Raw genomic sequence first — 24,765 nt, forward strand, 5'->3', positions numbered from 1 at the left:
AAAATTTTTGCATGTATTATTATTTTGTTAATGTTTTAAGGGTTTTATGTGATTTATGATACAAATTTCTGTTCTTTTGGTATATTTGCTATCCTTTGTTCTGAAAGCCCATGAAAATTGAGATCCCAATAGAGATAATCGAACTTGAAACCGAGAGTTTTCATCTTTTGATCAGATGTAAAGTAAACAATACTCATGAAGGAGATTTGGTAATTGATACCGGTGCTTCAAAAACGGTTTTAGATCGGAATTTCGTTCCTGCTTACACTCTCTCAGAGTATCAAACCTCGGAAATTAAGTCTCGGGGTCTGGGTGAAGGAAGTTTAAATACCGAAATGGTTAAGATAGATTCATTCCAATTAGGAGATCTTCTTGTAAATGATTTTCATTGTGCACTTATTGATTTGGGAGGAATAAACGAGATGTACATGGAGCACTGTCAGCGGGAAATTTGCGGATTGCTTGGCAGCGACTTTCTTTTAAAACACGGGGCAGTTATCGATTATGGGAGGCAAATTCTGGAATTGAAAATTATTTAAATCTCATGTCTTTCACTAAAGACGTAAAGTCGGTTAAAGACCTGAGATTATTGAACAAAGGAATTTGAAAAAAATTAATATATTTGTGCGTTAATTTGCGGTTAAGAATATAATATACCACATAAATAAGAATTAAATAAACCTAAACACATGCGAAATAAAGGAGCGATTCGTCTACTCGCTATACTCTTTGCGTTAGTGAGTTTGTATCAATTGACATTTACTTACGTTACCAAATCAGTTGAAAAGGAAGCTCAAGAGTTCGGAGCCGGCGATATTAAGAAGGAACAAGCTTATCTTGACTCTATTAGGGGTGAAGGAGTTTACAATTTTCTTTGGATTAAAGATTATACTTACAAAGAGTGTAAGGAATTGGAGATGAACCTTGGTCTTGACCTTAAGGGAGGTATGAATGTTACCATGGAGGTTTCTGTAATTGATATTATTCAGGCTATGGCCAATAATAGCAAGGATGAAACTTTTGTAGCAGCCATAGCAAAAGCCAAAGCGATGCAAAAAGATAGTCAAAAAGAATTTGTTGTTCTTTTTGGTGAAGCATTCGAATCAATCAATCCAAATGCTCAGTTGTCTTCTCCTGATATCTTCGGAACTTTAGAGTTGAAAGATAAAATTCCTTTTGGAGCTTCTAATGCTGAGGTGTTAAAAGTGATTAAACAAGAGGCTGATGCCGCGATTGACAATACCTTTAACATCCTTCGTTCCCGTATTGACCGTTTTGGTGTTGCTCAACCAAATATACAAAAAGCTGATGTTTCGGGACGTATCATTATTGAACTTCCAGGTATTAAAGATGCCGCTCGTGTACGTAAGTTACTACAAGGAACTGCAAGTCTTGAATTCTGGGAAACTTATAGTGCTAATGAAGTTGCTCCGTATTTAAATGCAGCAAACGAAAAATTAGCGGCTATCAATACAGTAGCCGAGCCTGCTGAAGCAGCTAAAGAAGTAGTTGCAGAAGAGGTGAAGGAAGAGGCAAAAGATGAAGATGTTGCTCTTTTGGACAAAATCGAAGAAACAGCTAAAGATTCGACTGCCGACCTTAATGCAAAAGAAATTGCAAAGAAATACCCATTGTTTTCTGTTTTGAATCCTACACAAAGAGGATCTTCGAAAGCAGTTGTTGGTATGTCTCACATTAAAGATACTGCAAGAGTAAATCAAATTTTGGCAATGCCAGCTGTCCAATCAGTAATGCCGCGTAATCTGAAATTTTTCTGGGGTGTTAAATCTATTGATGAAGGCGGTAATGTATTCGAATTGTTCGCTATTAAAGTAACCAGCCGTGATGGAAAAGCTCCGTTAGATGGCGATGCAGTTACTTCTGCTCGTGAGCAAATTGATCAAAACAAAGCACAAGCTGAAGTTTCGATGAGTATGAGTGGTGAAGGAGCAAAAGTTTGGGCTCGTTTAACCAAAGATAACATTGACCGTGCAATCGCAATTGTTTTGGACGGATATGTTTATTCTGCTCCAAATGTAATTAGTGAAATTAAAGGTGGTCAGTCCAGTATTAGTGGTAATTTTACTATTGCTGAGGCGAAAGATCTTGCGAACATATTAAAGTCAGGTAAGTTGCCTGCTCCTGCTCATATTATTGCTGATGAAGTTGTTGGACCATCTTTGGGACAGGAATCTATTCAAAAAGGGATGTGGTCATTTATCATTGCTTTTGTTTTGGTATTGCTTTATATGTTTTTCTTCTATAGTAAAGGTGCAGGTCTTACTGCAAACATTGCTTTGATTGCCAACTTGTTCTTTATTTTTGGAGTACTGGCTTCATTGGGTGCAGTGTTGACTTTACCTGGTATTGCCGGTATTGTATTAACAATCGGTATGTCAGTTGATGCGAACGTACTGATTTATGAGCGTATTCAGGAAGAGCTGAAAGGTGGAAAAGGATTGAGTCTTGCTATCTCTGATGGATACAAGAATGCATATTCTGCGATTATTGATGGTAACATCACAACCCTTTTAACTGGTATTATTCTTTATCTTTTTGGTGAAGGTCCAATTAAAGGTTTTGCAACCACTTTGGTTATCGGTATTTTCTCATCTTTATTTGCTGCAATTTTTATTACCCGATTAATTATTGAAGGTTCTCTAAAACGTAACCGTAACATTACTTTTACAACTAAGTTTACTGATAATTGGTTGCGAAATGCACACATTAAATTTCTTGAGAAAAGAAAGGTATTCTATGTGATTTCAGGTATTGCGATCCTTGTTAGTATTGGTTCTCTTGCTACAAGAGGTTTGAATCAAGGTATCGATTTTACCGGAGGAAGAACATATGTTGTTGCTTTCGATCAGGATGTTTCAGTTGAAGATATTTCTAAGTCGTTGGAAACTGTTTACGGACATGCTCCTGAAGTAAAAACTTTTGGTGGTGATTCTCAAGTGAAAATATCTACAAAATATAAAATTGAGGAAGCAGGAAATGAAGTTGATGATGAAGTAGAAGAATTGCTTTATACAGGTTTAAAACCATATTTAAATGGTGCTACTAAGGCTGATTTCCTTGAAAACAATAGAAAAATGTCACAAAAAGTTGGGCCTACTATTGCTGATGATATTCGTCAGTCTGCAGTTTGGTCAATTTTATTTGCTTTGATCGTGATTTTCCTTTACATCATGGTTCGTTTCTCGAACTGGCAGTATGGTTTAGGTGCAATTGTAGCTTTGGCTCACGATTCAATCATTGTGTTGGGTATCTTCTCATTGTGCTATGGATGGTTGCCATTCTCACTTGAAGTGGATCAGGCATTTATTGCAGCAATACTTACTGTAGTTGGTTACTCCATTAATGATACCGTGGTTGTATTTGACCGTATTCGTGAATACATTGGATTACATCCAAAACGCGATCGTGTTGAGGTTGTGGATAGTGCTTTGAATAGTACATTACGTCGTACTTTTAGTACTTCATTATCTACTATGGTTGTTTTGTTAGCCATCTTCCTTTTTGGAGGAACTTCAATTCAAGGATTTACATTCGCATTGTTAGTTGGTGTTTTGGTAGGTACCTATTCTTCACTTTTCATTGCAACACCAATTTCTTACGATACAAGTTTACGTGTATCTAAAGTGATTGCCAGAAAGAAATAGTTAGAAAATAATTTTAAAATTATCCCCCGAATCATAAGATTCGGGGGATTTTTTTTGCTTAGCTTTAAATCGAACTGCAATCTATATTCATGATTTAAAATTTCTTCGGTATCTTTGTTTAAAATATTTAAAAAATGGATCGTATTCTTTTATTTATTAGTGGCGGTGAAATCGTTGTTGTGCTGGTTGTTGTTCTGTTATTGTTCGGTTCGAAGAAAATTCCTGAATTGGCTCAAGGTTTGGGGAAAGGAATGAAAGAATTCAAGCGGGCGACGGAAGATATTAAAACCGAAATTAGAAAGGAAACAGAAGTTCTTGATCATATCAAGGAATTTAAGGATGACCTGACTAAGAAGTTATAATCCTATTATTTTAGGTTTAATCATTCCACCAATATACAGCGTGGAATTTTTTTTTATTTCAATGGACTATTTATATCTCTTTATAGGTTTCGTTATCCTTTTATATAGCGGAGATTTGTTGGTGAAAGGTGGTGTGGCATTATCTTCTCATTTTAAGGTGTCGACTCTTGTTGTAGGAGTAACGGTAGTTTCGTTTGGAACATCTGCACCCGAACTGTTTGTGAGTTTGGATGCCGCTCTTCATGGAAGTCCGGATATAGCTATTGGTAATGTGATTGGCTCAAACATTGCAAATATCGCTCTTGTACTTGGTTTTACCGCGGTATTAATGCCTTTGCCTGTTCGAAGTAATTCTATAAAATTCGATTGGCCCTTTATGATGGGCGCATCAATTCTGTTTTATATTTTCATTTTGAATCAGCAATTGGAGTATTACGAAGGAATTATTTTCGTAATTCTTTTGATCGTTTTCATGGTCTGGACTATTTGGAAATCAAGAAAGGACAGCAGGGGTTTGTCTTCCGAGTTTAAAACAGCAAAACATTCAATATTTGCTGCAATATTTCTAATTATTGCTTCGTCGGTTGGCTTGTATTTTGGAGCTAATATTTTGGTTGGCAGTGCAAAAAATATTGCACTCGATTTTGGAGTAAGTGAACGGGTAGTGGGGTTAACCTTGGTAGCTTTTGGTACATCGGTTCCCGAATTGGCGACTTCTGCTGTTGCGGCATATAAAAAGGAAATGGATATTTCTATTGGAAATATTATTGGCTCTAATATATTCAATATTTTTGGTGTGTTGGGAGTTACATCTATTATTAAAAATGTTTTTGTTAGTCAGCCAATCATATCTTTTGATGTACTCATCATGTTAGGTGTATCTTTTCTTTTGTTTTTGCTGATTTTACCTTTGCACAAAGGGAAACTTCATCGTTGGAAAGGATTTTTACTGCTTGCAGTTTATCTGATTTATGTATATTTGGTTTTCACGAAGTAATTCATCTGTATGATAACTGCTGATCAAATCAAAAAAAGTTTTGGAACGGTTAATGTTCTTAAAGGAATCGATCTAAATATTACAAAAGGAGAAATTGTTTCTGTTGTTGGTGCCAGTGGTGCGGGCAAAACTACACTTTTGCAAATACTCGGGACATTAGACAGACCCGATTCAGGAAAAGTGTTTTATGATGGTGTTGATATTACTTCATACAATGAGAAAGAATTATCTGCATTTCGAAATTCGAACATTGGCTTTGTATTCCAGTTTCATCATTTGCTTCCTGAGTTTACAGCTTTAGAGAATGTTTGTATTCCTGCCTATATTGCCAAGAAATCGAGATCTGAAGCCATTACGAAGGCAAAGGAATTGCTCGAAATGCTGAATTTGGGTCATAGAATGGATCATAAACCTTCCGAACTTTCGGGTGGGGAGAAGCAACGGGTTGCAGTAGCAAGGGCTCTGATTAATGATCCAATTGTAATTTTGGCTGATGAACCTTCCGGTAATTTAGATTCTAAAACGCGTCAGGAGCTTCACGAATTATTTTTCACCTTGCGTGACCGTTTCAATCAAACATTTGTGATTGTAACCCACGATACGGAATTGGCGGATATGTCCGATCGAAAAATTAGTATTTCAGATGGATTGATCGATGGGAATGACTAATTTTTCATTTACAGATTTAAAGGAATTTTTGGATGAGAAATACGATTTATTCAATCGGGAATCTTTCATTACCACCGATCCGATACAAATACCACGATCTTTTTCGAAAAAAGAAGATGTTGAAATAGCCGGTTTCTTAAGTGCAAGTATTGCCTGGGGACAAAGACTTACAATTATTCGCAATGCAAAATGGCTGGTCGAAAGAATGGATCACCAACCTCATGAATTTATTCTGAATGCATCCAATCTTGATTTTGAAGTTTTTAAGGATTTTAAACATCGTACGTTTAATGGTGATGATTGCATCTTTTTTCTGAAATCATTGCAAAATATCTATAAAAACTACGGTGGATTGGAAGATGTTTTTGGGAAGGGAGCAAATGATTCAGGTACTGTAAAAGGTGCATTGGCCTATTTTAGAGACGTATTTTTTGAAGCTGAGCATTTGGACAGAAGTCAGAAACACATCTCGAATGTTTTGAAAAAATCCTCAGCCAAGCGATTGAATATGTATTTGCGGTGGATGGTGCGTAAAGATGACCGGGGAGTAGATTTTGGCTTGTGGAATCAACTTTCATCGGCAGATTTGTATTTGCCTTTGGATGTACATACCGGAAATGTTGGACGTAAACTGGGTTTGCTAACCAGGAAACAAAACGATTGGCAGGCTGTTGAAGAAATAACCGAAAACCTTAGGAAATTCGATCCCAAAGATCCTGTGAAATATGACTATGCCTTATTTGGTTTGGGTGCTTTTGAGAAATTTTAAGAAGAATGGCAAATAATTATTTTGAGTTCAAGCAGTTTCGGGTCGATCAGGATGGCTCTGCAATGAAGGTTGGAACCGATGGAGTCCTTTTAGGTGCTTGGGCGGATATTTCCAAAGCCAATCGAATTTTGGATATTGGAACCGGAACAGGATTGATTGCAATTATGATGGCTCAAAGAAGCGATTCGGGAGCTAAAATTGATGCCGTTGAGATTGAATCGGTCTCTTATCAACAAGCTGTGAATAACTTTGCAAATTGCCCTTGGACTTCAAAATTGAATGCATTTCATCTTTCATTTCAGAAATTTTGCCAAGCTGCAACAGTCAAGTATGATTTGATCGTAAGCAATCCACCTTATTTTATAAATGGTTTAAAAGCAAAAGGTGAATCACGAACACAGGCTCGTCATGCAGATGATTTGCCTTTTGAGGATTTATTGAAGGGAGCCATAAGCTTATTATCCGAATCAGGAGTCTTATCTGTTATCCTTCCTGTTGACGAAGGGGAATATTTTCAGAAATTGGCTGGATTAACCGGTTTTTATTTAAAAAGAAAGATTTCAGTTCTGCCTAATCCAGAAAAACCTGCTAAACGTTATTTGTTCGAGTTTTGTTTGCAAAAATGCGAAGCTCAATTCGCTGAATTAATAGTGGAAAATGGACAGAGACACGTCTATTCTCCTGAATATATAAATCTGACAAAAGACTTTTATTTGAAATTTTAAGCTACTGTTCCGACTCCGTTGATAGTTTAAATTTCACCCACCATTCCGCGAGTTCATAAGGGTTTTGATTGGTGCCGGCTTTTAATTTTTCCATGCGTTTATTAATGTATTCTTTACTGCTTAAAGCGGAATAATATTCCTCATTTGCTTCATTAATACTTGCAACTCCAATGCCTATTATTTCATTGCCAGACAAGCCTTTTGAGTAAAACTCACTCATTGGTATTCGAAGGTGATAACTAAATAAAACTTCATTTTTAGAACTTAGTTTTACTTGATAAGTATCGTCTTCCTGAAGTGTACTTATCGAAAGGGTCTCATTTTTTTTTGCGTTAACAACCTCGTAAAGCTGAAAACGATCTAAAAATTCCTCATTTAACTCAGTGGGTGAAAATTGGGCTAAATATTTTTCAAATTTTTCCTCTGAAAAAGGAAGATCTGCGGGCATTGGAAAGTTAATCGCATATTTATTTTTGAATTTACCTTCAGTATCAAACCAAACGCTAAGTCCTAAATTGTATATTTTCCTCAGTGTATTTGCAGAATTTGTTTCAAGAATAGCATCTATATATTGCTCATTGTTAAAAACTTTAATACTTATTTGGTCTTCGGCATTGTAATAATTTGCTTCAGTCGTTGAATATATTTCGGAATTGAAATTTCTCTCATTCTGCCAATAGGTTGATATTTGATTTTTTACTGCACAAGAATTGAACGAGAAAAGACTTACTAAAAAAGCAAATTGAAATATTCGGGACATGTGTTTTTATATAATTAATGCAGATCAAAAATATAAAAAAGAGAATGATCTTAGTTGAAAAGCTTAACTAATTATGCTGAAGTGCTTACAAAATAATTTCTTCTTCGATAAATTTTATGCCTAAATTTTCCAGTTCGTTAAGAATTGGCTGATACAATTCAGGCGAAGTAGGAATATGAACTCCTTTCAGATGAATCTTATCTTTGGCCAATAGTTTTGTTGCTATCGCTAAAGGGGTTCCTACGGTATACGACATGGCAGTGTGTTCACGGTCGGTTCCTTCATAAGTCATCGAAGAAGTGATTCTTTTTTGTGTGCCATTGATCTCAAAATCAAATAGGTGCTGCATAACCAGTAAATCTTTGTCTGAAGGTTCAAGAGCCCATTTTTGTTCCAGAATTTTTTGAAGGATCATGGCTGGAGTTGCATTTTTTAAACCAACAAGTTCATCAGAGAATAAGCCGAGCCATTTTAGTTTTGTCATTACTACAGAGTTCACATTGATGTTTGTGAAATTGGCTAAGTTTTCCTCTGCGGATTTTTCACTGTCGGGCAGGAAGCTCAATAAATAGTCTAGATAAGTAAGTTTATGTGAGTCCTTCATTATGTAGGTGTCGTCGGTACAGCCCATTTGAACCAAAACATCCCAGGCCTCTGAATAACCAGGCCTTCGCATGGTTCCCCGCATAATAGTAGGTATGTCATTCAGTCCGTATAATTCACAATATTGAAGCGAATCTCTGTTTGGATAAACCTCAAAATCGCCATAACCTGATATTTTAGTTTTGGTAAGAGTAGAGAATAATTTGTGGTAGGGAATGTATTTGTAATGACCATTTTCTTTAAACTGTGCTGTTCCTTGTCCCGCCACAACTACGTTTCTGGGATTCCATGAAAATTTATAATTCCAGGGATTGTTGTCACAGTCGGGAGCAACCAAACCACCGCAAAATGACTTAAAGGCTTTAATTTTTCCACCACGTTCTTTAATCTGATCAATAATTTTCATGGCCGACATATGATCCAATCCAGGGTCAACACCGAGTTCATTCAGGAAACACAGCCCTTTTTCCCTGGCTTCTTCATCCAATTCCATCATTTCAGACGAAACATATGATGGAGTTAGCAGGTGTTTTCTGTGGTGCAAGCACTCCTTCGCAACAATCATGTGCATAGAAGCCGGAACCATACTCACAACGATATCTGCCGCCGAAATTTCTTCTGCTCTTTGTTCTAAATCTTTTAAATTAAACCGGAGGGCTATACCATTGGGATGGTTCTTGATTTTGTTTTGGGCAGATTCTAACGACATGTCGCCAACTGTAATTTTCCAATTGTTTTTTTCAGAGTGATTTAATAAATATTGTATTAAACTGGTTGATGATAGACCTGCGCCAATAATTAGAATATTTTTCATTTGAGTGTCGTTGGTTTGTGTGTTCTGCGTCTTATAAATTTATAATAAAGCGACTAAAAAAACGATAAAAAAGTCTATTGTTTTTTGTGAATGAATTTATGAATGTGAATTGTAAGTTTGAGGTTTAAAATAGACCGTCATTTGCAAGTGGCTGATTTAAAGGTGTAAATGCTTTTTTTATGGAGATTAAGAAATGGATGGAATCGAAAATTAAGAAATTTGATATTATTTTTATTTTCTGATCTATAAATCGGAATGAGTATATTTGTTCGTGATAAATAAAAAATTGAGTAACCTCTAAATATTTTAACTCTTTGGTACAAGCTAGAAAAGCCGTTGAAACCCCATTGATGAAGCAGTATTATCAGATGAAGGATAAACATCCTGATGCTATTTTGCTGTTTAGGGTTGGTGATTTTTACGAAACATTTTCTGATGATGCAATTCGTACTTCTGAAATTTTAGGCATTACCTTAACTAAACGTGCAAACGGATCGGCATCCTACGTTGAGCTGGCGGGATTTCCACATCATTCTATAGATACTTATCTGCCTAAATTGGTACGGGCAGGCATGCGTGTGGCCATATGTGAGCAATTGGAAGATCCAAAGAAAACCAAAACTTTGGTTAAACGTGGTATTGTAGAACTGGTAACGCCTGGAGTATCCTATAATGACAACGTTTTGGAGCATCGGGAGAATAATTTTCTTGCCTGTATTCATATGGAGAAAAATTCAGCCGGGATCGCATTTTTAGATGCCTCAACGGGTGAGTTTCTAACCGCCGAAGGCAGTTTTGAGTATATCGATAAATTATTGGGCAATTTTCAGCCAAAAGAGGTTTTGTATCAGAGAGGTAAAGAGAAAATCTTTCATGAATTATTTGGTGGCAAGTTTTATACTTTCACCATGGATGACTGGGTTTTTACCGAAAGTGCGGCTAAGGACAGATTGCTTCGTCATTTTGAGACAAGTTCGTTGAAAGGATTTGGAGTTCAGACGCTGCGCAATGGAATCATTGCTTCGGGTGCCGTTTTGCATTATCTGGATATCACAAAACACAGTCAGGCAGCTCATGTAACTCAGCTTTCGCGGATAGAGGAAGACAAATACGTGTGGCTGGATAAATTTACAGTTCGGAATTTAGAGCTGTTTGGAGCCTTAAACGATGGTGCAAGTACGCTTTCGGGTGTAATGGATAAAACCTTATCGCCAATGGGAGCACGCCTTTTAAAAAGGTGGATTGCTCTTCCCTTAAAGGATTCGGCGAGTATTAATGATCGTCTTAGTGTCGTGAATCATTTTTACAATAATGAAAAGGCATCACATATCATAGGGGATGAAATTCAGCAGATTGGAGATTTGGAGCGGATTATTTCCAAGGTTGCTGTGGGCAGAGTTAGTCCGCGGGAAGTTGTTCAGCTAAAAAATGCTCTTGCTGCCATTGAACCTATTCGGAATTATTGTTTGAGTAGTGGTAATGACGGATTATTAAAAATAGGAGATCAATTAAATCCCTGTGTTTCGGTTCGGGAAAAGATCGAAAAAGAAATTCATGCTGATCCGCCAAACATGGTTAGCAAAGGCGGTGTAATTGCTGATGGAGTTTGCGAAGAGCTGGATGATTTGAGGAAGATATCTTTCTCGGGTAAAGATTATTTACTGCAAATGCAGATGCGTGAGATTGAGAGAACAGGTATAACTTCTCTTAAAATTGCGTTTAATAATGTGTTTGGATACTATATTGAGGTAAGAAACACTCATAAAGATAAAGTCCCTGAGGAATGGATCAGAAAGCAAACCTTAGTTAGTGCTGAGCGTTACATTACACAGGAATTAAAGGATTACGAAGAAAAAATATTGGGAGCCGAAGAAAAAATACTGGCTTTGGAAACCCGTTTGTATAACGAACTGGTTCTGGGTATTGCAGATTATATTTCTACCATTCAGTTAAACGCGGCCATGATAGCGCGATTGGATTGTTTGCTGTCTTTTGCGAAACTGGCAAAAGAGAACCATTACAATTGTCCGGGCATTAACGATTCTCAGGTAATTGATATCAAGCAGGGAAGACATCCTGTTATTGAAAAGCAACTGCCAATCGACGAAAAATACATTGCCAATGATGTTTATCTGGACAATGAATCGCAACAGGTAATTATTATTACAGGGCCAAATATGGCGGGTAAGTCGGCTCTGCTCCGACAAACTGCACTAATTGTTTTAATGGCGCAAATTGGGAGTTTTGTGCCGGCTAAGGAAGCAAATATTGGTTGTGTTGATAAGATTTTCACCCGTGTGGGTGCTTCGGATAACATTTCATTGGGTGAATCTACTTTTATGGTGGAAATGAATGAAGCTGCCAGTATTCTTAACAACCTTTCATCAAGGAGTTTGATTTTGTTTGATGAATTGGGACGGGGTACAAGCACTTATGACGGGATTTCTATCGCCTGGTCGATTGTGGAATACATTCACGAGAATAGTAACAGCAGAGCCAAAACATTATTTGCAACGCACTACCATGAGCTTAACGAGATGGAGAAATCATTCTCCCGAGTGAAGAATTTCAATGTTTCGGTGAAAGAAGTCAACAATAAGGTTATTTTCCTGAGAAAATTAGTTTCCGGAGGATCCAATCACAGCTTTGGTATTCATGTGGCACGTATGGCCGGAATGCCCAAATCCGTTGTGAAACGAGCTGATGAAATATTACTTCAGCTGGAAGGAAAACAAAATGGAGAATCGCTCGCCAAACCTGTAGGTGAAATCGCTCAACAGCGGGAAGGTTATCAAATGAGCTTTTTTCAACTCGACGATCCGGTACTCCTGCAAATTAGAAACGAAATTTCGGATCTGGATATTAATAATCTGACACCAATTGAGGCTCTAAATAAGTTGAATGAGATAAAAAAGATATCTGGATTGTAAAAAAAAGATAAAAAATGTGAGTGTCCCATATACAAAGGCTTTTGATGTGTAGTGCCTGAATTTCAAGGAGTCAGATTCAGGATGCTTGTAATGTCTTTTATGATGATTGAAAAAAAATGAATCAAAAGGTTTTTTTCCTTTGCAGAATCAAAAAATACGCATATATTTGCATCGCAATTGAGAGAACAACGGTTCACTTTTAAAGGCACAATGCGAGAATAGCTCAGTTGGTAGAGCACAACCTTGCCAAGGTTGGGGTCGCGAGTTCGAGTCTCGTTTCTCGCTCAAAATCCGAAAGGATGCCCAGGTGGTGGAATTGGTAGACACGCTGGACTTAAAATCCAGTGGCTTCACGGCCGTGCGGGTTCAAGTCCCGCCCCGGGTACAATAACCCTCTTAAACAGCAATGTTTAGGAGGGTTTTGTTTTTTTGGGGAATGAATGGGGGAACGTTTTTTTTCGTTTAAATAATTAGTTGATTGGTAAAATAAAGTAAAATTGAGAGCCTTCTCCCTTTACTGATTCAACCCTTATTTTGCCGCCAAGTATTCTGACGTATTCTTTAACGATAGTTAAACCTAAGCCAGATCCTTCATAGATTAATTCTTTTCCATTATCAATACGGTAAAAATGCTCAAAAATAAGTTCGTGGTTATCCCTGGAAATGCCGATGCCGGTATCTTTAATGTAGAATTGAATTTCGTTCGTTTTGGTTTTAAAATTAAATCCAAACTCTACACTTCCTTGGTTTGTATATTTAATGGCATTTGAAATCAACTTACTAAGTATTACTTGAATTTTTTCTTTATCCGAGAAAATGATTATTTCTTTCGACTCATGATTTTTTTCAAATGAAAATTCAATGCCTTTTGCATTAGCTTCAGGTTTATACAGAACATATATATCTTCAATTACATCCTTAACATTAACGTCTTCAATATAGATATCCAGACAATTAGAATCCAACTTTGACATTTGAATAAGTTCATCTATTGTGTTTAGCATTCTAATAGAGCTTTGTTGAATAGCGTCAATGTATTTCAGATGATCTTCTTTTGATAATACAGAATCTTCAAGCAATTCGGAAAACCCAAGAATACTATTCATTGGTGTTCGAATTTCATGGTTCATATTTGTTAAAAAAGCCGATTTTAATTTGCTGGCTTCTTCGGCTTCCTGCGTTGCCTTAATTAACTTCATTTGAGTCAGTTTAAAATCTGTTATATTATCAACATAACCATCGTATCTAAAGATTCTGCCCTTAGCATCCCGTACTGCACGAGCACCTTCTCTTACATAAATAATACCACCGTCTTTTGTGTACCATTCAGATTGAAAATTAATTATTTCACCTTTTTCTTTTAGTACCTTTTTGAAAATTTCTCTCTTATTATTGTCTACATAACATTCTTTTGATAGATCTTTCTTTGATAAATCTTTCAATGAATCATATTTCAACATTTTTAAAATTGCTTGATTTGCGTAGATTATTTGTCCTTCTGGCGTTGTTTGATACAAACCCACCAAAGAATTTTTCACCAGATCCAAATAGAGACTGTTATTTTCCCAGGTTCTGTTTTTTAGAATCCGGGATATGGAAAAAATTCCACTTAATGGTTTAGATAAAACCTTCTTTATAGATCTTATTATCATTGTCATAATCTAATTTACAAATAAATTCTTATTTATCAAGCTCATTTCCACTATTGTAAAACAAACATGTTTGCAATAAAATTATTTTATCAGGTTAAATCTTTAATGAGTCTGTTTAATTCTATGATATGCCTTTTACTTTGTTTCAATATCAGTAAAGATTAAAGAGGGTGAAATATCAGAAAAAGCGTATTGCAGATATCGACCAGAAGACTTCCTTTACTGAAGAAAAGGCCGCTTATTGCAATTGCTTTGTGATGGATTAAAGCAATGCAATGGATACTAACTTGAATGGCTCATTAATTAAAAAATAAAGTATATTCGGGCTCGTTGGCAAAGGCATTGTAAAATATAGTCATTGCATTTCTTCAATTTAAAAAAACAGTAATGTCAATATTTAATTAGATGAATAATTTTCTTTTAATAATAGTCACAATTGTCTGGGGATCAACATTTTTTATTGTTAAGGGTACGGTTGGTACGGTAAATGAATACTTCATTGTTTTTGGAAGGATGTTACTGGCGGCAATTCCTATGTTATTTTTAGTAATATTAAAAAACAGGAAAAGCTTGGTAAACAGGCAAGCCATTATTAATGGATCTATTTTAGGTTTTTTACTTGCTGTTACCTATTTATCTCAAACTATTGGATTAAAATATACAAGCAGTGGGCATAGCGCCTTTATTACCGGAGCTGCTGTTATTATTGTTCCTGTAATTCTGTTGACTATCTATAGAGCCAAGTTTCAGAGAAGCGATCTTTTTTCCATCTTGGTTGTGGTTATCGGTTTGTTTTTATTGACTTATGATTTTGATACGAAATTTAATAATGGCGATATCATTACGTTGATTACGGCTGTTTCCGCGGCTTTCCATATTGTTCTTTCAGGTCGCTTTGTGAAAAATACAGAGACTTTACCGTTAATTAGCTATCAGTTTATTTCGGGTAGTGTTTTCAGCTTAATTGGTGTGTTGGCAGTAGGTTTTGATATTGGCAGTCTTTCTTCTGAATCTATAACTGCTATTGTTTATTTAGGAATTATCGGAACTTTATTCTGTTACTTTGTGTCCGTTTGGGTTCAGAAATATGTCAGTTCCGTGAAGGTGGCACTCATTTTTTCATTGGAACCTGTATTTGGTGCTTTATTTGGTTATCTGGCTTTAAGCGAATCATTAAATGGCAAGGAAGCCTTTGGAATGTTTTTGATCTTATTAGGGGTAGTTCTTTATCAAATATTGACAAGTGATACACAAAATTCCTTGTCCAAAGAGCAAAAAGAGGATCAGTTTTTTGCGCCCCGGTAAATTGGATATTTTGTTGGATTATCTCATTTGAATATTTTTAATTTAATTTTTAAAAAAGATATACCCATTTAGAGAAGTGGCAATGAATAACCATAATAAATATGGGAGTAGTAAAGCGGATTTAAGTTTCAATTCCGGCCAGTAATGGAGTAATATAAATCCGATAAGTAAAGTAAGACTGCAAATGAGAAATAGTCCGGCAAAAACATTGTGGTAATGGAAGAAAGTTGGACTCCATCCTACATTTAAGATCCATTGAAGGACGTACAATACAATGAGGAGATTCTTGTTTTTGGTGCTTGGCCATAGATACGCCATGTAAATACTAAAACAAATCATGATTATGGTCCATGTGGTTCCAAAAATCCACCCTGGAGGGGTCCATGGAGCTTTGGCAATACCAACATACCAATCGGATGGAACTCCTTTGCTTGTAAAAATTCCTGCTATTGCAAGTGCTGTAAAATTGAGTATAAGGAATATTAATAATCTGTAAATCATCCTGTTCGGTTTAATTTATTCTACGATCTTGCTCAGTTTTTTGAGCGATCTAAAGTTTTGTATTATCAAATAGCCACGTAAGCCGATTAAATTTATTTCTTCATCTTTTGGCAAGATTAATTTATTTGGCCTGCAGGTGTTTAATTATTTCACATCTTCTATGCTTGGCGCTTTCCACTTCACGCTTTCTACTTTTCTGCCTGAGGCAATATTTATAGCCATGGAGTTTCTGTATTTGTCGTAAATCATTACAAAAGTCATAATTAAACTGGTTCCAATAATTACACAAAGTAATATTCCAGGCTCAAATCCTTCAATTTGGGCTTCGACAGGTATGCTGTAAAATAAAAGTACGGTAATTAAGCCACGGGGAGCAACAAACAATTGCGGTATAATATCTTTTCCGGAAAAAATGCGAAGTATCAGGTACCGTATCGTATATATCGAAACCAAAATCAGAAAGCTTATTATGGTCACGTTCAGACTTAGCAAAGAGGAAACTGCTATGGAAAGTCCAAAAATAACAAAGAAAAAGGTTCTGACAACAAAGGCTGTTTCTGCTGTAATTGTATGCAATTCATGATAGATATGATGTGCTTTATCGAAATCAATTAGTTTTGAGAGTTTACCTTTGAAAAAAAGTTTCATATTCGCAATCACCAATCCGAATATAAGAATGATAATAAGCGAAGAAAGGTGCATTTTTTTGCCTAACGCATATAGCAGCAGAAGTACTGCTATCAGTAAAAATAGTTTTACCTGACTTTTGATGCGTTGAAAAATTAAAATGATTGCATAGCTGGCGACCAATGAAATCACAATGGTGAGCAGGATGTTTCCTGCAAAACCGGTTACTCCGCTATCTTCGGTAGGATTTAATTTTCCGGTTAAAAAATAGAACATCATAATTCCCATGATATCCGAAAAGGTACTTTCGTAAATATGAAATTCTTTTTTATCCGCATTTAAACCAGATACGCTTGGTATGATAATGGCACTGGACAATATGGACAATGGAGTTGCGTAAAGCCAAGCCGATTGCATGGTCATTTCGGGAATGAAATTGTAAAGGATCAAAACAACTACCCATGTTGATAAAATAAGGCCGGTTAAAGCAACAGCAAATGATTTTAGAATGGGGAATAGTTTATCTCTTTTCAGTTCCAGTTCGAGAGCAGCTTCCAGTACAATCATAATTAACCCGACAATTCCCAAAACTTCAAGAATAGGAAAGAAATTTAATGATTCTGCATTGAAATATTTTAGTATGTATTGCAAACCAACCCCCAGTACGATGAGCATCAGTACGGCAGGAATATTTGTTTTTTTAGATAATTCATTGAACAAAAAAGATAAAATTATGATTATTGATACTTCGATAATCAAATTGTAGGATGAAATGATTTCCATAGTTGTTACTTAAAATTGTTGGTTACACTTGTTTCAATCTGTATTTCATGTAAAAAGGCAGTTAAATCTTCGGCAACTGCACCATTTTCGAGAGTATACTGAAATTTATATACCTGAGGAATTTCACTGTTTTTTATGGTGGGTTTTTGTCCGAAATCTAAAATTGGGTTGTCGAAAATCAGATTTAAAACCTGTTCTTTTGTTAATTGTGTGTGCAGGTAAAGAGTTTGCCTTAATTTGGTATTTACATTTGAGTTGATCGCAAATCCTAAATTTTCAATTTCTGTGTAATTAATAAATCGTTCTCCATATTCGGCGTTGATGATTAAGCCGAAGGCTTGCAGACTCTTTACTTCTCCTTTAAAATCTGCTATTGTGATAAATGCATCTTTGCTTACCAAGGGATTTGCCCTGAAAAAAATTCCGCTAACGTAGTTTTTGATGTAGTAGAAACCAAAAAGACTTACAAAAATCAATAGAATACTGTGTGTGATGTAATTGATCGATATAAAATCGAGCAAAAATAAAGATATTGCAAGAGGTTTATAAAACAGTTGCCCTTTTTTTAAAAAGCTTATTATTTTTTTGTTGGTTACGTTCTTTTTCGCAAACCTCTCTCCGATGTATGTTATTAGTTGTAACATCCAATAGATGACGATCAGCAGAACAAGCAGTCCTACTAAACCGCTCCATGTGTATAGTGTTTCGATATTTTCCATTTAGTTGAGTGCTCCTCTGTATTTTAGAATTTCACGAATGTTGTGGTACAATACTTGATTTAAAATGAGATTTCCCTCCGGATTTCGTAGAAATACTTTGGTATTTGTTAAACGTTTTAATCCTGATTTGTATGAGATGTTGTATCGATTGCCCAAAAAGTTTTTCAATACAATTTCGTTAATGTGTTTGTATAATAATACATATTTAAGAACAATAACTTCTTCGGGAGTGAAAAAATCTTCAAATTCATACTCCTTTTCCTGAAAAACGACTTTGTGGTCATCAGCAGTAGTAATTGCATAGGTCCACGCCTGTAATACTTCACCCATATTATAGTCGTAGTTTTTACACAGTTTTTGGACATAAAGCTCGAGTTGTTTGCCGGGCAGGGGAAGCCCTTTTTCTGTCACCAGGCTTTGGTGCGAAGCACCATGCCTCAATAAGATGGCTTTGTGTATTTCATTAGTCTTTGCTTTGTTAACATCAATAATGGCGCTAAACGAATTGGAAAATGGAAGTCTTTTATCCAAATGAAACTGCATAGCATTTGAGGTCGTCATGATAACGAAAACCTGATCAGATTCTGATTCGATAAATTCAATGGCAGCTCTTGTATTATCCAGCAAACTGTGATTTTTGTCTCTCCAGAGTTCCAGATTATCAATTACCAGTAAAGGACGCGAATTATAGGTGTGTTTCTTAATGTGCTGAAGTGCCTCTGCAAGATTTTTTGTGGTTGTGAATTTTCTTCCTTCAATGGAAATAGTACTGTCTGTTTCGAGAACAATACTTTGTTTGTCAAAATAGTCTTTCGCGGCACTTTCAATAAATGTGGATTTTCCACTTAAATTATTTCCCACAACAAGTACGGCTTTGTTATGCCCTTTTTTCCATAGATTTAAGGTTTCCTGTAGTTTTTGTTTTTCGGTTTCCCGCGGAACAAGGAATAAATCTCCAATAAAATTCTTATTTAAAAAAAGAGTATCGTAATGAACGTTTGCCGCTTTAAATGTTCTATATTCAATGCATTTTGATGATGTCTCTAATTTCTTAAAAGGATTATCAGCTGTGCTGATTTCATATTTTGTGCTGAAAAATGAGAAGATGTTTTGAATTTTTCTTTCTATGTCGGTTAAGAATTTATTTTTTGAAGATGTGAGCTGAGTTATTGATGATTGCAAAGAAACTTTTAAAAAATCTTCCGTGTCATAAATATTTGTCACTAAGAATTCGCTGTTTAAATTTTCCTGAACCTGATTGATTATTTTTCGCTGTAACATTTCATTCGTGCTTACCGAACGCAACAGATTTTGTATGCTTTGAATCTGAGAAGGAAGGGTTTCAAGGGTATTGTTGTTTTTTAGTAAGGTTAAACTGCTCTTTAAATTTAGTAGACTGTGCTTATAAAAAGCCAGCAGGTTCGTCCTGTTTTGCCACAGTTCAATCATATCGGGGAGCAGCATGTAGTTCAGCCACTTTTTAGCCGATTTATTAAAGTCTATTTTTTTAATGTGCAGCAAACCATCTTCACTCGCAACAGGAATGCTGTTTTCTTCGAGAGAGGCAATTTTTAATTCAATATCAAAGGCATAATTTTCTTGCCCGGCATTTGTTGCCTCCAAATCATCCAGAATATCTTCAATTAACGAAATGGTGTCCGCAGTTTTAAATATTTCATCCAAATTCTGAACAGAATCTATCACTTTGTTTATGGTTTGTTTAGAATTTTCGAGCTCACTGATAAGTGTTGTGCAAATGTTTTGGGTATGATTTTTAATATCATTAAATACAAGGATGATATTGGATAAAGTCTGAGTTGATTTATCAATTTCGTTGGCTTGATTTTGCACTGTTAGAAATTGATTCTTGTAAACTTCCCAGGGATTTTGCTGGTGTTTGGTTTCGGAAATAAGTTTCTTTCTTTTTTTATCGGTTTGTTGAATCGGATTTAGTTCGGCACTTAATTTTTGCACAAAGGAATTGATTGCTTTTTTTAAAATTGCTTTGGATTCTTTTAGGTGATGCTGAACAGCCTTATCATCGACAAGAGATTCTTGCTTCTTATTTTTTGAAATATGAAGTTGTAACAACACATCACGATGTATCAGCATTGTGTCCTTAAACGACTCCGGCAAAAGATAATTCAGGACATATGTAGTTGTGAAATCTATATTTTTATCGGTTCGTGCTTTGTTATATTCCTGATCGCCAATAGAAATAAATAAATTGCTGGCTTCAATAAATTCTTTTAGAATAAGTTGAGAAAGGTTTTCTGTTGTTAAACTTTGTTCCAATAGGCTCAGATAGTGCTCTAAATGTTTCTTTAAAACCTCTAAAACAGTTACGGAATTGATTGTTATATTTTTTTCTTTGTCAGACTTCATGTGTTTCGAATCTTTATTATTCATAGCAAACCTATGCAATATAAGAATTCCAAGTTCAGGATTTTGAATTTTTTAAATACTTTTTATGATGACTTGCAAATGAAAAGAAAGAATGAGTTGACATGTTGATAGCATTGTAGAATGAGGATTCAAAATAAAATCAACATCATTTTAGTGATTGATTTAAGTCTGTATTTGAATAGACAGGCATTTATTATTACTTTTCGATTAAATAAAAAAATCCAAATGTTCCGAAATATTTCATTGCTTCTTTTCTTAATGTCAAGTCTGGCACTAAGTGCACAAAAGGTTGATTTGCTTTACTTCACAGATGCCCACCGGATTTTTCCGGTGGATGATGTTGACGGAGGACGAGGTGGTGTTGCCCGCTTAAAAACTATTGCTGATGAGGTGAAATCTCATAATCCAAATACACTGGTCATTCATGGAGGTGATTTGTGTGGAGGTGTTCTGTTTGGAGGAATGTACAAAGGAGAACCAATGATTGAAGCTTTTAATGAGATTCCCGTTGATATCTGCAATTTCGGACAGCATGAATTTGATTTTGGTGCGCAACATACTATTCAGCTTTTATCCAGATCTAAATCGCAGTGGTTTAGTTCCAACCTCAAAAACAGGGATGGTGATGTGTTTGGTAATCTGCCTGCTTTTTTAGTGAAAAAGATTGGTGGTTTACGGATCGGATTTATCGGCCTGACCGATGCCATGAATACAAGTATTCATGATGATTTGGTTGTTCAGGAGGATTTATTTGTTGCGGTATCGGTGCTTTTGCCTAAGATGGGAAATGTAGATTTCCTGATACTGATTACCCAAACAAATTTGGAAACCAATCGGAAATTGTTGGAACGGTTTCCTGAAATTGATTTGATTTTAACCGAAGAACAGTTTGAGCACGAAAGCAATATTTTTTACAAAGGCAGTGTCCCGATTGTTTCTACTGCAGGAAATATGAGTTCTGTTGCCAAGCTGAGCCTGGAAAAGAATCAAAAACCACTGGTTGAAATTATTCCTTTAACTGCTGAAGTGCCTTCAGAGAAGTATCTGAGAGATATGGAGCTGTATTATAAAAAGGATATGGAATTGCAGTTGTCCGAAAAAATCGGTTGGTTGGAAGTTCCTCTTCGTTTTAGAGATGGGATCATTGGTGAAAGCCTTGCCGGAAATTTAATTGCTGATGCTTTTCGTGACTGGCACAGTTCCAATGTGGGAATTATTAATGGTGGTGGAATAAGAGCTGATGTATCTGTGGGAGATTTTACTTTAAAATCTGTTCGCTCACTGCTGCCTTTTGGAAATAGAATTTGTCAAATACTGATTAAAGGGAAGGTATTGAAACAGTTTTTAAAAGAGAATGCTGCAGATAAAAATGGTCAGTTGCTTCAGGTTTCAGGAATTAGTTACAAATATTCATCGGCCGATAATGAGATAATTGTTGAGAGGGACGGGAAAGAGTTGGATGATGAGGAATTATTGACGGTTTCATTGAACAATTACAGTTTGGGTAAATTAACCGGAGAGTTTGAAGTTTTGGTTGATGAATTGAATCTCAGGGCAATTGAGGATTTTGAAGTGCTAAAAGCATATTGTAAAAAATTAAAGCTTGTAAAACCGGTTTTGGAAGGACGGATTGTGCTATTGGGAGAGTAAAAAATATACCGAAAGAATCACATATTTAATTCAATCGGTACATTTGATTAATTACATCAAGCTAATTGCCAGAGTAAGATAAAAACTACGCCCGGGAGCATAAATTTCCTTGCTGCTGCCTTTTACCGACCTGTTTAAATGCTCGTAGTAAGTTTCGTCAAAAAGATTTCTTACACCACCAATTAATCTGATTTTATCCGAGAAATTGTAAGATGCTTTAATATCAGCTATAGTAAAAGCAGGTGTTTTGCTTTCTCCGTAATTATTTGATATTCTATTTTGCTTTAAAGCATGTCGAATCATGATTTCCGGATGAAACTTATTCCTGTAAAAGGAAGCTCCCAATGCATATCTGATATCAAGAGGAGGAATTTCAGGCAAGGGCTGATTGAAATCCATATTCTTTCCATAAGTATAGGCAACATTTGCCTTGTGGTAAATGGAAGATGTGATTTTCTGATGCCAGGATAATTCGAAACCCCGTATCACTGCTTTGTTGATGTTGTAATATTGTTTTACACCTGGAGCTGTTGCTAATCTTGGGTTTAAATCGGTTCTGATTTGTGAACTAATGTAATTTCTTAGTATGGATGCAAAAAGGGTGATGTCCAATTCCGATTGATCAGTTTTCCAGGTAAAACTATAGTCTAACTGGTAGTTTACCTCCGATTTCATCTTTGCGTTTCCAATTCTTTCGTACGGGTCAACATCAACTGCTAAATAGTTGATGAAGCGTTCGGTTAAGCTTCCGCTGCGTTCGGCTCTTCCCAGCCACAATCCCATTCTAATCTGTTTCGAGAAATCGTGAGTGGCACCAAAACTTGCCGAAACATTTAGTTTGTCAGATGGATTTTTTGGGTTGGCATTTATAAATTCAGTGGTTATTTCTCTACTCTTGGCACTGTTGTGTTCCAAACGGGTAGAGGCAACAAAATAGACCTCTTGCAATGCAAAATGATATTCTCCAAACAATGCAACTTTTGAAATTTTACTGTCCTGCCAAAGATTATCGAAGAAGGTTGTCCCGCTTTTCGGACCCATCAGCATTTCGCGGGTACGGGTTCCCTCTGCTTCTTCCGCTTTGTAGTCGATACCGGAAAAAAGAGAACTGTTCTTAAACTGAAAACTTGCCTCCGATCGGCCACCATAGTTTTTGGTTTTTGCCAAAGTGATTGCATTCACCGTTCTCGGATTCAAATCTTTTGTCAGGTTATCCATGCTGTGATCAACAAAAGAGCCGTAAAATGAAGTGGATAAAGAGCTAAAGTTCGAGTTCTTAAAGTTGATTTTGTGAGAAAGATTTAGCAACCAGGTATCATCTTCCCGCAAATCCATATTCAGAGCAGGAAAATCTACATCCTTGGCAAAGTTGTTATTTGCCGACAGCTTGATGCTCTGAGAACCGGATAATTTAAAGACGCTGCTCATTCCAATGTTGCGCCGGTTAAATCCGGAAGGTGTTTTGTTGCCGTTTCCATCTTCGTAATCATCACCTTCGCTGTAGGCTCCGTAAATGCCAAAGTTATAGAATTTCCCTTTTGCTCCGGCCATGGCTTCTGTGCGGAAAATATTTCCGTTGCTTTCGTAACTGCCACTTGCCCTGCCAAATGCTTTTGTGGTTTCGCTAAAACTTGCAGGTGCTGATTTAAAATGAATACTGCCACCAAAAGCATTTCCATATCGCAGTGAATGCGGGCCTTTTACAATTTCTACTCGATCGACCATGCTCATCGGAATTTGACTTGCGGGAGGATCCATTCGGTTCGGACAAGCAGCAGTTGCGCTCATCCCATTGTCCATTATCAAATTCAACTGATCGTATTTAAAGCCGCGAAGCACGGGATCGAAACCATAACTTCCGCTTTTTCGGATGCCTCCAATCATGGCACTCTGACTCAAAAAATCACCTGCGTCGTGCGATAGTTTATCGCTGATACGGACTTTCATGATATCACTTTTAGTCGTGCTGTTTGCTCTTGCAATTACTGTTGTTGGGAGTAAAGAGATGTATGATTGGTGAGAGTTAATACTCCATTTTTTATTGCTTCCTGCAGTCTGTCGCTTGATATTTCAAGTTTGCCGTAGTTTACATGCGAAATTTGAAGTTTTTCTGCAGTTATAAATTTGATTGATATTTCTCCTTCGGGAGTGCTTGTCCCTTTCTGATTCTGATATAGGTAATGGGCATACTGGATTGGCTCTCCGGTTTCAGTATCTTTCAGTATTATAGTTTGTTGTGAATGTGCTTGTATCCAAATGAATAGGAGACAAACGATTAGAATATTTTTCATTCCTGAGTGTTTTAAGTAATGGAATTACCTGACATGATTAGCCCGCTTTGATCGTGTAAAACCAATGCAAGCCTCCCAATAAAGTAAGATTTACAGTGAATTATCAATTTGTGATTGATAATAATTAATTGGTCAAAATTTGATTCTTGGAGGATGAAAAATATCAAAGGAATGTTGAGTGGGATGCAATGGCTCTATGTAAGCTAATTGTTTTGCAGAAGCAAGAATTGCGGGTTCATTCTTGAGTATATTTATGCTTTGAATGAATAATTGATATTCTTTTTCGGTGATCTGTTTATCCTTTGAAGACTCTTCCTTTTCGTGTTCCTGAATTTGTTTTTTTAGATGACATTTTCCGTTACACTTCATTTCAGGTTTGTCTTTATTGGTGCAGATTGACGCAAAAAAATCCTGATTTATTTTAAAGTTCACAGTGATTAATACCACTTCAAAACTTTGAAATGAGAAAGTTAAAAGGAGTAGGTAGGCAAAGATTCTATTCAGGAACATAAATAAAGACAATTGTGTATTAAATAT

The 24,765-nt window shown here is 36.1% G+C and carries 20 protein-coding genes and 2 tRNA genes; 12 read left to right on the forward strand and 10 right to left on the reverse strand.

What is annotated here, in order from left to right; translation table 11 throughout:
• The first annotated feature begins 110 nt into the window (after positions 1-110).
• The 7 genes from ACKU4N_RS02425 to ACKU4N_RS02455 all read left to right on the forward strand — a co-directional run bounded on the left by ACKU4N_RS02425 (position 111) and on the right by ACKU4N_RS02455 (position 7,187).
• The gene (locus tag ACKU4N_RS02425; protein ID WP_321320006.1) at positions 111-539 is read left to right on the forward strand and encodes an aspartyl protease family protein; all 429 of its coding nucleotides are present in this window, start codon (positions 111-113) and stop codon (positions 537-539) included.
• A gap of 150 nt (positions 540-689) precedes the next feature.
• Positions 690-3,665, forward strand: coding sequence for a protein translocase subunit SecDF (gene secDF / locus ACKU4N_RS02430; protein ID WP_321320008.1), 2,976 nt, complete (start codon positions 690-692; stop codon positions 3,663-3,665).
• Between the two features lie 134 nt (positions 3,666-3,799).
• Positions 3,800-4,027 carry a twin-arginine translocase TatA/TatE family subunit gene (tatA, locus tag ACKU4N_RS02435; RefSeq protein ID WP_321320010.1) on the forward strand — a complete coding sequence of 76 codons (228 nt, stop codon included), beginning with the start codon at positions 3,800-3,802 and terminating at the stop codon, positions 4,025-4,027.
• Between the two features lie 61 nt (positions 4,028-4,088).
• Positions 4,089-5,024 (forward strand): calcium/sodium antiporter, encoded by a 936-nt coding sequence (locus tag ACKU4N_RS02440; protein ID WP_321320012.1) that lies wholly within the window; start codon positions 4,089-4,091, stop codon positions 5,022-5,024.
• 9 nt (positions 5,025-5,033) lie between these two features.
• A complete protein-coding gene (locus tag ACKU4N_RS02445) occupies positions 5,034-5,693 on the forward strand; it encodes an ABC transporter ATP-binding protein (protein ID WP_156194953.1) in 660 nt (219 codons plus the stop codon).
• Positions 5,686-6,462 carry a TIGR02757 family protein gene (locus tag ACKU4N_RS02450; protein ID WP_321320015.1) on the forward strand — a complete coding sequence of 259 codons (777 nt, stop codon included), beginning with the start codon at positions 5,686-5,688 and terminating at the stop codon, positions 6,460-6,462. The genes ACKU4N_RS02445 and ACKU4N_RS02450 overlap by 8 nt, the downstream gene beginning before the upstream one ends.
• A gap of 5 nt (positions 6,463-6,467) precedes the next feature.
• On the forward strand, positions 6,468-7,187 hold the full coding sequence (locus ACKU4N_RS02455) for a tRNA1(Val) (adenine(37)-N6)-methyltransferase (protein WP_321320017.1): 720 nt from the start codon (positions 6,468-6,470) through the stop codon (positions 7,185-7,187).
• A gap of 1 nt (position 7,188) precedes the next feature.
• On the opposite strand, the gene ACKU4N_RS02460 is transcribed toward ACKU4N_RS02455, so the two are convergent.
• Together ACKU4N_RS02460 and ACKU4N_RS02465 are read right to left on the reverse strand one after the other, a co-directional pair.
• Positions 7,189-7,947, reverse strand: a complete 759-nt coding sequence (locus ACKU4N_RS02460) for a hypothetical protein (RefSeq protein WP_321320019.1) — start codon at positions 7,945-7,947, stop codon at positions 7,189-7,191.
• Between the two features lie 85 nt (positions 7,948-8,032).
• The gene (locus ACKU4N_RS02465; protein ID WP_321322740.1) at positions 8,033-9,403 is read right to left on the reverse strand and encodes a saccharopine dehydrogenase C-terminal domain-containing protein; all 1,371 of its coding nucleotides are present in this window, start codon (positions 9,401-9,403) and stop codon (positions 8,033-8,035) included.
• A gap of 311 nt (positions 9,404-9,714) precedes the next feature.
• On the opposite strand from ACKU4N_RS02465, the gene mutS reads away from it, so the two are divergent.
• From mutS to ACKU4N_RS02480, 3 genes are all read left to right on the forward strand, one after another.
• The gene (gene mutS / locus ACKU4N_RS02470; RefSeq protein WP_321320021.1) at positions 9,715-12,294 is read left to right on the forward strand and encodes a DNA mismatch repair protein MutS; all 2,580 of its coding nucleotides are present in this window, start codon (positions 9,715-9,717) and stop codon (positions 12,292-12,294) included.
• A gap of 212 nt (positions 12,295-12,506) precedes the next feature.
• Positions 12,507-12,579 (forward strand) — tRNA-Gly (locus tag ACKU4N_RS02475).
• A 16-nt stretch (positions 12,580-12,595) separates the two neighbouring features.
• A tRNA-Leu gene (locus ACKU4N_RS02480) sits at positions 12,596-12,679 on the forward strand.
• A gap of 85 nt (positions 12,680-12,764) precedes the next feature.
• Here ACKU4N_RS02480 and ACKU4N_RS02485 read toward each other — a convergent pair.
• Positions 12,765-13,952, reverse strand: coding sequence for a PAS domain-containing sensor histidine kinase (locus ACKU4N_RS02485; RefSeq protein WP_321320022.1), 1,188 nt, complete (start codon positions 13,950-13,952; stop codon positions 12,765-12,767).
• A 399-nt stretch (positions 13,953-14,351) separates the two neighbouring features.
• Here ACKU4N_RS02485 and ACKU4N_RS02490 point away from each other — a divergent pair, with 399 nt between their 5' ends.
• Positions 14,352-15,251: a DMT family transporter gene (locus ACKU4N_RS02490; RefSeq protein WP_321320024.1), complete on the forward strand. Its 900-nt coding sequence runs from the start codon at positions 14,352-14,354 to the stop codon at positions 15,249-15,251.
• 42 nt (positions 15,252-15,293) lie between these two features.
• On the opposite strand, the gene ACKU4N_RS02495 is transcribed toward ACKU4N_RS02490, so the two are convergent.
• The 4 genes from ACKU4N_RS02495 to ACKU4N_RS02510 form a co-directional block, all read right to left on the reverse strand.
• On the reverse strand, positions 15,294-15,752 hold the full coding sequence (locus ACKU4N_RS02495; protein WP_407937230.1) for a TspO/MBR family protein: 459 nt from the start codon (positions 15,750-15,752) through the stop codon (positions 15,294-15,296).
• 144 nt (positions 15,753-15,896) lie between these two features.
• Positions 15,897-17,162 carry a cation:proton antiporter domain-containing protein gene (locus ACKU4N_RS02500; protein ID WP_321320028.1) on the reverse strand — a complete coding sequence of 422 codons (1,266 nt, stop codon included), beginning with the start codon at positions 17,160-17,162 and terminating at the stop codon, positions 15,897-15,899.
• 5 nt (positions 17,163-17,167) lie between these two features.
• The gene (locus tag ACKU4N_RS02505; protein WP_321320030.1) at positions 17,168-17,881 is read right to left on the reverse strand and encodes a hypothetical protein; all 714 of its coding nucleotides are present in this window, start codon (positions 17,879-17,881) and stop codon (positions 17,168-17,170) included.
• Complete coding sequence (locus ACKU4N_RS02510) at positions 17,882-20,290, reverse strand: P-loop NTPase family protein (RefSeq protein WP_321320032.1); 2,409 nt, start codon at positions 20,288-20,290, stop codon at positions 17,882-17,884.
• A gap of 222 nt (positions 20,291-20,512) precedes the next feature.
• On the opposite strand from ACKU4N_RS02510, the gene ACKU4N_RS02515 reads away from it, so the two are divergent.
• Positions 20,513-21,937, forward strand: a complete 1,425-nt coding sequence (locus tag ACKU4N_RS02515) for a bifunctional metallophosphatase/5'-nucleotidase (protein ID WP_321320033.1) — start codon at positions 20,513-20,515, stop codon at positions 21,935-21,937.
• A gap of 51 nt (positions 21,938-21,988) precedes the next feature.
• Here the strand turns inward: ACKU4N_RS02515 and ACKU4N_RS02520 are convergent, their stop codons facing one another.
• The 3 genes from ACKU4N_RS02520 to ACKU4N_RS02530 all read right to left on the reverse strand — a co-directional run bounded on the left by ACKU4N_RS02520 (position 21,989) and on the right by ACKU4N_RS02530 (position 24,738).
• Positions 21,989-23,884 (reverse strand): TonB-dependent receptor domain-containing protein, encoded by a 1,896-nt coding sequence (locus tag ACKU4N_RS02520; protein WP_321320035.1) that lies wholly within the window; start codon positions 23,882-23,884, stop codon positions 21,989-21,991.
• Positions 23,885-23,919: 35 nt separating this feature from the next.
• Positions 23,920-24,228: a hypothetical protein gene (locus ACKU4N_RS02525; protein ID WP_321320037.1), complete on the reverse strand. Its 309-nt coding sequence runs from the start codon at positions 24,226-24,228 to the stop codon at positions 23,920-23,922.
• 132 nt (positions 24,229-24,360) lie between these two features.
• Positions 24,361-24,738, reverse strand: a complete 378-nt coding sequence (locus ACKU4N_RS02530; RefSeq protein WP_321320039.1) for a hypothetical protein — start codon at positions 24,736-24,738, stop codon at positions 24,361-24,363.
• Between the last annotated feature and the right edge of the window lie 27 nt (positions 24,739-24,765).

The organism is Labilibaculum sp., from assembly GCF_963664555.1.
In the GTDB taxonomy this organism is placed as follows: Bacteria; Bacteroidota; Bacteroidia; order Bacteroidales; family Marinifilaceae; genus Labilibaculum.

What these genes read in the sequence shown, in the direction of transcription:
- ACKU4N_RS02425 (WP_321320006.1), top strand. Translation starts at nt 111, where the DNA reads ATGAAAATTGAGATCCCAATAGAGATAATCGAACTTGAAACCGAGAGT.
- secDF (WP_321320008.1), top strand. Translation starts at nt 690, where the DNA reads ATGCGAAATAAAGGAGCGATTCGTCTACTCGCTATACTCTTTGCGTTA.
- tatA (WP_321320010.1), top strand. Translation starts at nt 3,800, where the DNA reads ATGGATCGTATTCTTTTATTTATTAGTGGCGGTGAAATCGTTGTTGTG.
- ACKU4N_RS02440 (WP_321320012.1), top strand. Translation starts at nt 4,089, where the DNA reads ATGGACTATTTATATCTCTTTATAGGTTTCGTTATCCTTTTATATAGC.
- ACKU4N_RS02445 (WP_156194953.1), top strand. Translation starts at nt 5,034, where the DNA reads ATGATAACTGCTGATCAAATCAAAAAAAGTTTTGGAACGGTTAATGTT.
- ACKU4N_RS02450 (WP_321320015.1), top strand. Translation starts at nt 5,686, where the DNA reads ATGACTAATTTTTCATTTACAGATTTAAAGGAATTTTTGGATGAGAAA.
- ACKU4N_RS02455 (WP_321320017.1), top strand. Translation starts at nt 6,468, where the DNA reads ATGGCAAATAATTATTTTGAGTTCAAGCAGTTTCGGGTCGATCAGGAT.
- ACKU4N_RS02460 (WP_321320019.1), bottom strand. Translation starts at nt 7,947, where the DNA reads ATGTCCCGAATATTTCAATTTGCTTTTTTAGTAAGTCTTTTCTCGTTC.
- mutS (WP_321320021.1), top strand. Translation starts at nt 9,715, where the DNA reads ATGAAGCAGTATTATCAGATGAAGGATAAACATCCTGATGCTATTTTG.
- ACKU4N_RS02485 (WP_321320022.1), bottom strand. Translation starts at nt 13,952, where the DNA reads ATGACAATGATAATAAGATCTATAAAGAAGGTTTTATCTAAACCATTA.
- ACKU4N_RS02490 (WP_321320024.1), top strand. Translation starts at nt 14,352, where the DNA reads ATGAATAATTTTCTTTTAATAATAGTCACAATTGTCTGGGGATCAACA.
- ACKU4N_RS02495 (WP_407937230.1), bottom strand. Translation starts at nt 15,752, where the DNA reads ATGATTTACAGATTATTAATATTCCTTATACTCAATTTTACAGCACTT.
- ACKU4N_RS02500 (WP_321320028.1), bottom strand. Translation starts at nt 17,162, where the DNA reads ATGGAAATCATTTCATCCTACAATTTGATTATCGAAGTATCAATAATC.
- ACKU4N_RS02505 (WP_321320030.1), bottom strand. Translation starts at nt 17,881, where the DNA reads ATGGAAAATATCGAAACACTATACACATGGAGCGGTTTAGTAGGACTG.
- ACKU4N_RS02510 (WP_321320032.1), bottom strand. Translation starts at nt 20,290, where the DNA reads ATGAATAATAAAGATTCGAAACACATGAAGTCTGACAAAGAAAAAAAT.
- ACKU4N_RS02515 (WP_321320033.1), top strand. Translation starts at nt 20,513, where the DNA reads ATGTTCCGAAATATTTCATTGCTTCTTTTCTTAATGTCAAGTCTGGCA.
- ACKU4N_RS02520 (WP_321320035.1), bottom strand. Translation starts at nt 23,884, where the DNA reads ATGAAAGTCCGTATCAGCGATAAACTATCGCACGACGCAGGTGATTTT.
- ACKU4N_RS02525 (WP_321320037.1), bottom strand. Translation starts at nt 24,228, where the DNA reads ATGAAAAATATTCTAATCGTTTGTCTCCTATTCATTTGGATACAAGCA.
- ACKU4N_RS02530 (WP_321320039.1), bottom strand. Translation starts at nt 24,738, where the DNA reads ATGTTCCTGAATAGAATCTTTGCCTACCTACTCCTTTTAACTTTCTCA.